Source organism: Streptomyces sp. CB01881, assembly GCF_002953255.1.
Lineage (GTDB): Bacteria > Actinomycetota > Actinomycetes > Streptomycetales > Streptomycetaceae > Kitasatospora.
On the sequence record NZ_CP026498.1, the window covers coordinates 8,265,535 to 8,275,449 of the forward strand.

Below are 9,915 nucleotides of genomic sequence, written 5' to 3' on the forward strand. Positions count from 1 at the left end.
TGCGGAGCCCTGTTTGCACTGCCCCCGGGCCCCGCGCGGCGGCTACCGTGGAACCCTCGGTGGACCGGCCCGCGTTGGGCCCGGTGGGGGCCGGTTCGGCTGGCGGAAGGTGGTTCGTGATGGACATGCTCGGCGTGATGGTCGGCTTGGCCCTGCTCTTCGGACTGGCGATGGTGACGCTGGCCGTCGTGGGCACGGTGAAGGCCGCGAAGACGGTCGCCAGGAAGGTCGAGCGGCACGAGGCCAACGCCCGGCGCGCGGTCGAGAACGTCACCCTCAAGGCGAAGACCTACACCAAGCCCGGCCCGCAGGGCCAGATCTCGGCCGTCCGGCTCGGGCTGCGGACCTCGCTGGAGGGCACCCGCCAGGTCCTGGAGAGCGGTCTCGCCCAGGACGGCCAGCTCGGCGAGTCGCTCGCCCTGCTGCGACGGCTGGACGCCCACGCGGCGGAACTCGACGGCGAGCTGCGGATCCTGGAGCGCGAGCCGGACGCCGGGCGGATCGCGGCCAAGCTCCCCGAGTTGCGGGAGCGGGCCGGGCGGATCACCCACTCCGCCGAGACGATGCGCTGGGCCGCCCAGGACCGGATGCACCGGTTCGCGGACGACGAGCTGAGCCGGCTCAGCCAGGAGTGCGAGAGCGAGGCGGGGGCACTGCGGCACTGGGACACGTCGGGTGGGGCGGGTGCCGGGGGCGGCGTGGCCGGGGGCACGGCCGCTGGTGGTGCCTCCGGGCCTGCCGGCGAGGCGCCCGGGGCCGGGCGGGAGCAGGCCCAGCGGGCCGGGCTGACCGACGGCCGGGGCGGGCGGCCCGGGGCCGAGGAGCTGCTGGGGCTGGCCGACCCGCTGGCGCGGCTGGCGGAGCGGCTGCGGAAGCCGTCGGCGGGCCCGTCGGCCGGCTGAACCGGCTGAACCGGCTGAGTCGGCTGAACCGGCGGTCCGGTGCTCCTGGGGCCGGGCTTGCGTGCGACCCGGCCGAGCGCGACGCGGGCCGTGGACTTGAGCGGTTGCGGCCCGGTGGGCCCCCGGGCTCCGGGGCTCCGGGGCTCCGGGGCGCTCCCGGGCTTGCGTGTGACCCGGTCCGGGCGCTGTCATCCGGGCCGGGCGCGGAGTAACCTCCGCCTCATGCCCGCCGACCTCGCGCTTGTCACCGATTCCACGGCCTATCTGCCGCAGGAGGCCGTCGACCGGTACGGAATCTCCGTGGTCCCGTTGAGTGTCGCGGTCGGTGACACGGCCCTCGCCGAGGGCGTGGAGATCTCCCCCAAGGACGTGGCCGAGGCGCTGCGGGGCAAGCAGCGGGTGACGACGTCCCGGCCGAGCCCCGAGACCTTCGCCGCCGCCTACCGGGCGGCGGTGGAGGCGGGCGCCCGGGGGATCGTCTCGGTGCACATCTCCGGCGAGCTGTCCGGGACCGTGGAGGCGGCGCGGCTGGCGGCCGCCGAGGCGGCCGTTCCGGTGCGGGTGGTGGACAGCCGGCTGGTCGGCATGGCCCTGGGGTACGGCGTGCTGGCCGCCGCCGAGGCGATCGCGGACGGGCGGGAGCTGGACGAAGTGGCCGCGGCCGTCACCCGGCGTACGGCATTGACCAGCGGTTTCTTCTACGTGGACACCCTTGAGTACCTGCGTCGCGGCGGCCGGATCGGGGCGGCGCGGGCGCTGCTCGGGTCGGCCCTGGCGGTGAAGCCGCTGCTGCACCTGGACGGCGGGCGGATCGAGCCGCTGGAGAAGGTGCGGACCGCCTCCCGGGCGATCGCCCGGCTGGAGGAGGTCGCGGTCGAGCAGGCGGGGGAGCGGGAGGTCGACATCGCCGTTCACCACCTGGCGGCCGAGGACCGGGCCGAGCCGCTCGCGGAACGGCTGCGCGGGAGGGTCCCCGGGCTGCGGGAGCTGTACGTGGGCGAGGTCGGCGCCGTGATCGGCGCGCACGCCGGGCCGGGGCTGCTGGCGGTCGTGGTCTCGCCGCTCTGAGGCGGCTCGTGGTGGCGTGTGGTGGTACGTGGTGGCGCGTGGTCAACTCTGAAGAGCCCTCATCCCTCGTGTGAGTGACCTGATTTATCCACAAACCCCGGGTTTTCCACAGGTCTTCGGCAATTCTCGTGCGGGGCCCGGACCTGCTCCTACCGTGCTCCGCATGACGAGCCTGACAAGCCTGACGAGCATGAGGACCGGCGCGAGGAAGCGCCTGGAGATCAGCGAGACCGCACGCCTGCGGATGGTGGCCCTGCTGCCGGCGGCCGGGGGATCGGCCTTGGGATCGGCCGGGGGGTCGGCCGGGGGGTCGGCCGGGGCGGGAGGAACGACGACCACCGGGCCCCCGCCTGAACCGTCGTCCGCTGTGCCGCCGCCCGCTGAACCGTCGTGCGTTGTGCCGGTGACTGCTGTGCCGGGCGAGCCGTTGTCCGGGGAGTCGTCTGTGGTGCGGTCCGTGGTGCCGGTCGACGCGTCGTCGGAGTCGCCGTCGGAGTCGCCATCGGGGCCGTGGTTCGGTGAGCTGCCCGGTGCGGTGGCCGGCAGCACGGCCACCGAGGGAGCAGCGGCCGCGGGCAGCACGGCCGTGGGCGGTGCGGTGGCCGATGTGGCGGTGGCCGGTGTGGCGGATCGTGTGCCGTTCCGGTTCGGCCCGGCGGTGGTGCTCGACCGGCGGGCCCTGGCGGGCCTGGCTCTCCTGCTGCTGCTCACCGCGGGCTACGGCGTACAGCACTTCTGGCTGGCCCGGCCACAACCGGTCGACGTACCTGGGGTGGCCGTCTCGGCGGAACCGGCGGTGAGCGTTCCCGGGGCGTCCGAGGCAGCCCCCGGTTCGGCTCCGCCCGGTGCGGGCGGCCCGGAGGCAGGCGTCGTAGTGGTGGTCGACATCGGCGGCCGCGTGCACTCGCCCGGCGTGCACACCCTCCCCAGCGGCGCCCGGGTGGCTGACGCCCTGCGTGTGGCCGGTGGCCCGCTGCCCGACACGGAGACCAAGAACCTCAACCTGGCACGGGTGCTGACGGACGGTGAGCAGATCCTCGTCGGCGACCCGGCCGCACCACCGGCCGGCGGGGCGGGCGCCGGGCCTCCCGCGGCCGCCGGGCCGAAACAGCCGGTCAGCCTGAACCACGCCACCCTCGAACAACTCGACACGCTCCCCGGGGTCGGGCCGACGCTCGCCCAACGCATCCTGACGTTCCGCGCGGCCCACGGCTCGTTCCGTTCGCTCGACCAGCTCCGGCAGGTGAGCGGCATCGGCGAGCGCACCTACACGGAGATCAAACCGATGCTCACCCTCTGACCGGAGGCCTGCCCCGACCTGCCCCGACGCGCTGACCACCGGTCTCCACCCGCCCGCCCGCCGACCCAGCTGAAGGGAGGTGCCATCATCGCCGCCACCACGGCCGTCGATCTCCGTCCGACCGCCCGTCCGTCCTCAACCTCCTTGCCGGTCAGCGACCTTCGACTGCTCCTGCCCGCCGTCGCGGCGTGGGCCGTCACGGCGGCCGTCCTCGGCCCGGGCGCGGGCCGCGGTCTCCTGCTGCTCCTTGCAGCGGGCGCGGCCGCGGTCGTCGCCGTCCTCCTGCTCGCCCGCCCGGGTGTGTGGCGGCGCCGAGGCGCCGGCGTGACGGCGGCCGCGGTGCTGCTCACCGGTGCGGCGGCCACCGCCGTGACCCTGCTGCACACCGCCGACCTGCACCGGGGTCCGGTGCCGTCGCTGGCCCGGGTCGCGGGCCCCGCCCCCGCGGTGGACGTCGAGCTGACGATCACCGGAGACCCGAAGGCCCACACCTCCCGGACCAGGGGGACGACCGCCGGGCAGGCCGTCCTCACCGTGGACGCCGTGGTGGACCGGGTCACCGTCCTGGCCGGCCCCGAGCCGGGGCCGGGCGTCGGCGCGACCAGGACCCGGACCCCGGTGACGGTGCTGGCGCGCGGGGCGGACATCGGCCAGTGGCAGCGGCTGCTGCCGTCGGCCAGGGTGGCCGTCGAGGCCGATGTCCGCCCCGCGGGGGAGGGGCACGACGACGAGTCGGCCGCGCTGCTGGTCGTGCACGGGCCGCTCCGGGAACTCATGCCGCCGAGCCTGCCGCAGCGGGTCGCCGGCCGGCTGCGGGCGGGGCTGCGGTCCGCGAGCGACGGGCTCCCGGTGGACGCGCGAGGACTGCTCCCGGGGCTGGTCGTCGGGGACACCTCGCGGCTGTCCGGCGACCTCCTGGACGCCTTCCGGGCCACCGACATGGCACACCTGGTCGCAGTGAGCGGGGCCAACCTCGCGATCGTCCTCGGCGCCCTGCTCGGTGCGCCAGGGCAGGCCGGCACCCCCGAACGGCGGGGCCTTGCAGCTCTGTTCGGGCTCCCCCTGCGTACCACCGCGCTGCTCGGCACGGCCGTCACGCTGGCCTTCGTCACCATCTGCCGGCCTGAGCCCAGCGTGCTGCGGGCGGCAGGCACGGGCCTGATCGGCATGCTCGCGCTGGCCACCGGCCGTCCGCGCCAGGCGGTGCCCGCCCTGTCCGGCACCGTCCTGCTCCTGGTGCTCCTCGACCCCTACCTGGCGCGGTCATTCGGCTTCCTGCTCTCGGTGCTCGCCACCACCGGCCTGCTGGTCCTCGGCCCGCACTGGGCCCGGGCCCTGCGGGCGCGCGGCTGGCCGCACCACCTGGCGGGTGCCGTCGGGGCGACGGCCGCGGCGCAGGCGCTCTGCGCACCCGTGACGGTGGTGCTGTCCGGGCACATCAGCCTCGTCGCCGTCCCGTGCAACCTGCTGGCCGAGCTGGCGGTGGCCCCGGCGACTCTGCTCGGCTTCGCGGTGCTCGTACTGGACCCGTTCCTCCCGGCACCGGCCCGGCTGCTCGCGGAAGTGGCCGGGCTGCCGGCCGGCTGGCTGGCAGCGGTGGCCCGGCACGGCGCCGACCTGCCGGGAGGCCGGCTCTCCTGGCCGGGCGGACTCCTCGGTACGGTGACGCTCGCCCTGGCGACCGTGGCGCTGTGCTGGACGGTGCCGCTCCTGCTTCCCCGGCGTGCGGCCGCGACCGGCCCGCGCGTTCGCCGCGGTTGGATCCGGCCGGTGGTCGCGGGTCTTCTCTTCCTCGTCCTGCTGGCCGTGCTGTTGCGCCCGCCCCTGCTCACCCGGCTCGCGACCGGCTGGCCGCCCCCGGGGTGGCGGCTGGTCATGTGTGACGTGGGGCAGGGCGACATGCTGGTGCTGCCGGTGACCTCGGACGGTGGCGCGGCGACGGACAGCGCGGTGGTGGTCGATGCCGGCCCGGACCCGCAGGCGGCGGACCGTTGTCTGCGCGACCTCGGGATCACGCGGGTTCCGCTGTTGCTGCTGACCCACTTCCACGCCGATCACGTGGAGGGCGTGCCGGGGGTGTTGCGGGGGCGCGCGGTCGGGGCGGTCGAGGGGACGAGTGTGAACGATCCGCCGGGCGAGGCGGCCCGGGTGACCGGGTGGGCGGCGGCCGCGGGGATTCCCGTGCTGAGGGCCCGGCGTGGTGAACGGAGGTCGGTCGGGCCGGGCTTGTCCTGGCAGGTGGTCTGGCCGGAGGCCGAGCTGCCGGGTGATGCGTCCGGGGCCAACAACGTCAGCGTCGCGCTGCTGGTGACCGTCGCGGGCGGGCTGGAACTGGCTCTGCTGGGTGATCTCGAACCGCCGGCGCAGTCGGCGTTGTCGGGGAGATTGGGAAGTGGGGTCAAGGTGGACGTTCTGAAGGTGGCCCATCACGGCTCGGCGCATCAGGACTGGGGCCTGGCCTCGGCCCTGCGCCCTCGGCTGGCATTGATCTCCTGCGGCGAGGGCAATCCGTACGGCCATCCGTCGGCGAGGACGGTCGACCACCTGCGTGCCCTCGGTGCGACGGTGCTGCGTACGGACCGTGCCGGTGACATCGCCGTGACGGGTGACACCCCGGCGCGCCTTGGTGCCGTGGTCCACCCGCACGATGCCGAGGCCCTGCACGGTCCCCGCGCTTCTCGTCCGCTCCACCAGGTGGGCGGGCCGCGCGGCCCGCCCACCTGAGCGCCTCCTCCGGCTCGCTCGCTCTCCCTCCCCAGCGGGAGGAGGGGACAGGGTGGGGAGGGAGAGCGAGGGGGTGGGGGGCGGGGGCCAGAGAGGTGCACCGGCCCGGGCAAGGCCCGGCCCGGCGCACGTGGGCAGGGCCGGGGAGTCGAGTGGTCGTCGCGCTCCGGGCCCGCCCGGAGCGCGACCTGGGAGGTGGCGTGGGCTGCTTCGCGAAGATGTCGTGAGCGGCACGGAAGGCCGGAAGCAGAGGGTGGGGCAGCGGAGGCGGGAGATGTCCGCACCCTGCCCCAGCGGGAACCGGGCACCGCACCAGAAGTCGGACCGGCCGACTTCTGGTGCAGCTGCGGGATCTCGCGGGCGGCGGCCAGGCCGGACCGGCGAGTCCCGGCAGGCGGATGGCCCCGGCTTTGCGGCGTGACGGTGATGCGTACGGCCTGCCGACCGACGTTGCGGTGACGGGTGAAACCCCGGCGCGCCGTGGAGCACCAGGGCATCCGCACGACATCAAGGGCCAGCGTGGCTCACCGGCCTGAACCGGGCACGAAGGGGCGCGCGAGGAGGGCGCGCGAGAGGACGGGGCTCAGATGGCGCGTCGGCCCCCGGGCAGTGCCCGGGGCCGACGCGGAAGCGGCGTGATGGCCGTGCAGAACGGTCCGGAACTGTCCGGCCGGGAGGGAGAGGGCAGGGCGATGGCAGAGAGGCCAAGGCGCCGCCAGGACGTCGGGCGGTGAGGGTCAGCCCTCTTCGCGCCAGCCGTCGGCCTCGGCGGCGACGGCGTCGAGGGCGCGCAGGTGGCCGGGGGTCCAGCCGTCCTCGGGGGGTTCCACGACCACCAGCCACTGGGCGTCCTCGGCGTCGTCCTCGCCGGCCAGGGCGTCCCGGATGATTTCGAGTTCGCCGAGGTCGGGGTGGTTGGCACTGAGCTCCTCCGCGGCCTCCTCGGCGGCGTCGCGGTCGGGCAGGACGAGGAGCTGCCGGGCGTTCGGGTCGAAGGCGTCCGGCTGGTCGGTGGTGTGGTCGTCGGTCACCGGTCCATTCTCCAAGGCGCTCTCGCGGGTGCGGCGCCCACCCCCCGGACGCCCCCTGTCGCCCAGCACCCAGCACCCCCACACCCCCCCGCCCCCACACCCCCGCGCCCCCATGCCCCCCGCACCCAGCGGGCCGGGCAGGGCTGTCCGTGCCGCGTGGGATGCTGGTACGCGATGGCCAGGAAGAGTGCACCCGATGACCTGCTCGCCCCGCTGACCCTCGCGGTCGGTCAGGAGGAGCTGCTGCTGGACCGCGCGGTCGCCCAGGTGGTGGCGGCGGCGAAGGCGGCGGACCCGGACACCGACGTACGTGATCTCGCGCCCGGGAGCCTCCAGCCCGGCAGTCTGGCCGAGCTGACCACGCCCTCGCTCTTCGCCGAGCGCAAGGTGATCGTGGTCCGCGCCGCCCAGGACCTCGGCGCCGACTCCGTGAAGGAGGTCAAGGCGTACATCGAGGCCCCGGCCGAAGAAGTGATCATGGTGCTGGTCCATGCGGGCGGCGCCAAGGGCAAGGGGTTGCTGGACGCGGGGCGCAAGGCCGGCGGCCGCGAGGTCGCCTGCGCGAAGCTGGCCAAGGCGTCGGAGCGGCTGGCCTTCGTGAAGGGCGAGTTCCGGACGCTCGGGCGGTCGGCGACCCCGGAGGCGTGCCAGGCGCTGCTGGACGCGCTCGGCAGCGACCTGCGCGAGCTGGCGGCGGCGTGCAGCCAGCTCACCTCGGACGTCGAGGGCACGATCGACGACACGGTGGTGGCCCGCTACTACAGCGGCCGGGCCGAGGCCACCGGCTTCGAGGTGGCGGACCTGGCGGTCACCGGCCGGGCCGCCGAGGCGCTGGAACGATTGCGCTGGGCGCTGGCCGTGGGGCAGCCGCCGACCGGCATCACCTACGCGCTGGCGTCCGGGGTGCGCAGCATCGGCCGGCTGGCCACCACCGGGCGGAACATGCGCCCAGCCGACCTGGCGCGCGAGCTGGGCATGCCGCCGTGGAAGGTCGACCGGGTCCGCCAGCAGATGCGCGGCTGGACGGGCGACGGCGTGGCCACCGCCTTGACCGCGATCGCGCAGGCGGACGCCGCGGTCAAGGGAGGCTCCGACGACCCGGCCTACGCCCTGGAACGCGCCGTGGTTGCCGTCGCCCGCGCCGCCCGGGCCGGCTCCCGCCCGTACTGAGCGGCCAGGGCTGCCAGGGCGGCGAGGGTCCTGCGAGGGCAGCAACGGAACGGCCAGCGCGGAGCAGACCGGTGCGGGAAGGAGCGGCAGGTCCGGGGCGGAGCCCCGAGCGGGCCGGGCAGAAGCCCCCGCCCCCGCCTACCTCCCGGCCTACTTCCCGCCGATCGCCTTGAGGATGTCCCGGGTGTCGTCGAGCATGGCCTTCCGGACGGTGTCGCGGTCCAGCGTGGCGTCCTTGCCGAGCTGGTAGTTGTCGGTCCAGTAGAGCGAGAACGTCATGCCGCCGTCCCTGACCACGAGGTAGTAGTTGATGTCGTGGAAGGTCTTGTCGGAGCTGGTCGGCTCGTCGCCGTAGGCGTAGTACGCCTCCTGGCCGAGGTTCGGCACGTCGGCGATCTCGAACTTCTGCTGCTCGAAGTAGTGCCGGGTGGCGGCGTACTCGGGCGAGGAGTCGACGGTCTTGTGCAGCTCGACGCGGATGTCGAGGGTGGCGTAGTCCGGGGTGTCGCTCCCGCTGACGGAGCGCTTCATCAGGGCGTAGCACCGCATGATGTCCATGGAGTCGCTGCGGCCGGTGTGCTCCAGCGGGTAGTTGTCCACCATCTTGTACTTCTGCCGGAACGCGGTGAGTTTGCCCGCCTCGCAGATCTTGTCGATGGCGTGGTACCCGTGGATGCTCTGCGCCGAGGAGCGGCCCTGCACCATCCGGGGCACGACGGCCACGGCACCGGACCAGACGACCGAGGCGAGGATGGCGCCCACGAACGCCCAGACGGCGTTCCGCCGCAGGTTCCCGCCCGTGTGGCCCGTCCCGCCCGCACCGCCCGCACCGCCCGCACCGCCTGGCCCGCCGGCTGGGCCGGACGGGGCCGGCGGCAGTCCGGGGGAGGTGGGCGGCAGTCCGGGCGAGGAGGGCAGCCCGGGCGGCGGACCGAACCCGGGTGCGCCCGCCGGCCGCGGTTGCTGCTGCGGAAAGCCGGTGAACCCCGGCCCGCCCTGAGCCGGCGGTGGTGGCGGTGGCGTCGCCATAGGTGGTCCCCCCCTGGGCCTTCAAGGCCTTCAGTGCTTCAGTGCATTCGGCGGCGTCGTTGAGATCAACGAATCCAGCGGAACAGCGAATTCGAGCTGTGACGAGTCCGGCGACGAGGTTCGACGACGAGGTTCGACGACGGGTTTGCCGCCGAATTCGGCGACCGCTTCGGGTGACGGCGACCGCTTCAGCAAGGCGTGGCTTCGGCGGCGCCCGGCTTCGGCAAAGGCGCGTACTCGCCGTACGGCGTCTGCCGCCGAGGCGGTCGCCGCGACCGTGATCCCGGAACCGCCGTGACCGACCATAGCGGTTGGACCACAGAACGCGACAGGCGCCGCAGCAGCCTCTGGGGAGAGGTCCGCTACGGCGCCTGCCGTACTGCCTTTGCACCGCACCCGCGTGGCGAACGCAGGCCGCGTACGGTGCGAGTCTTCTCGCCTCGGGGGTCCGGGTAGAGGGCCGGTTCGTCCCGAGGGGGTGGGGCCGGTGGCCCCGGGGTGTCAGGCCTGGGCGGCGTTGACGCGCTTGGTGATGGCCGACTTCTTGTTGGCGGCCTGGTTGGCGTGGATGACGCCCTTGCTCACGGCCTTGTCGAGCGCCTTGGAGGCGGCACGGGCCAGCACGACGGCCTTCTCGGTCTCGCCGGCGGCAGCGGCCTCACGGGCCTTGCGCAGAGCGGTCTTCAGCGAG

Annotated in this window: 8 protein-coding genes; 5 read left to right on the top strand and 3 right to left on the bottom strand. The window is 74.7% G+C overall.

Annotated features, from left to right (window positions below; translation table 11 throughout):
• Positions 1-119 precede the first annotated feature (119 nt).
• From C2142_RS26055 to C2142_RS41705, 4 genes are all read left to right on the top strand, one after another.
• Positions 120-902: a hypothetical protein gene (locus C2142_RS26055; RefSeq protein WP_148645188.1), complete on the top strand. Its 783-nt coding sequence runs from the start codon at positions 120-122 to the stop codon at positions 900-902.
• A 222-nt stretch (positions 903-1,124) separates the two neighbouring features.
• Entirely contained in the window at positions 1,125-1,970 is an 846-nt protein-coding gene (locus tag C2142_RS26060) for a DegV family protein (protein WP_148645189.1), read from the top strand.
• A gap of 445 nt (positions 1,971-2,415) precedes the next feature.
• A complete protein-coding gene (locus tag C2142_RS26065) occupies positions 2,416-3,270 on the top strand; it encodes a ComEA family DNA-binding protein (protein ID WP_162002547.1) in 855 nt (284 codons plus the stop codon).
• Between the two features lie 144 nt (positions 3,271-3,414).
• A complete protein-coding gene (locus C2142_RS41705) occupies positions 3,415-5,994 on the top strand; it encodes a ComEC/Rec2 family competence protein (RefSeq protein ID WP_148645191.1) in 2,580 nt (859 codons plus the stop codon).
• 737 nt (positions 5,995-6,731) lie between these two features.
• Here C2142_RS41705 and C2142_RS26075 read toward each other — a convergent pair.
• Entirely contained in the window at positions 6,732-7,025 is a 294-nt protein-coding gene (locus tag C2142_RS26075; protein WP_148645192.1) for a hypothetical protein, read from the bottom strand.
• A gap of 174 nt (positions 7,026-7,199) precedes the next feature.
• Here C2142_RS26075 and holA point away from each other — a divergent pair, with 174 nt between their 5' ends.
• The gene (gene holA, locus C2142_RS26080) at positions 7,200-8,195 is read left to right on the top strand and encodes a DNA polymerase III subunit delta (protein ID WP_148645193.1); all 996 of its coding nucleotides are present in this window, start codon (positions 7,200-7,202) and stop codon (positions 8,193-8,195) included.
• A 150-nt stretch (positions 8,196-8,345) separates the two neighbouring features.
• Here the strand turns inward: holA and C2142_RS26085 are convergent, their stop codons facing one another.
• Both C2142_RS26085 and rpsT read right to left on the bottom strand, forming a co-directional pair.
• Positions 8,346-8,957 (bottom strand): hypothetical protein, encoded by a 612-nt coding sequence (locus tag C2142_RS26085; RefSeq protein ID WP_148645194.1) that lies wholly within the window; start codon positions 8,955-8,957, stop codon positions 8,346-8,348.
• 768 nt (positions 8,958-9,725) lie between these two features.
• Positions 9,726-9,915: 30S ribosomal protein S20 (rpsT, locus tag C2142_RS26090; RefSeq protein WP_148645922.1), on the bottom strand; the 190-nt coding region annotated here is incomplete at its 5' end.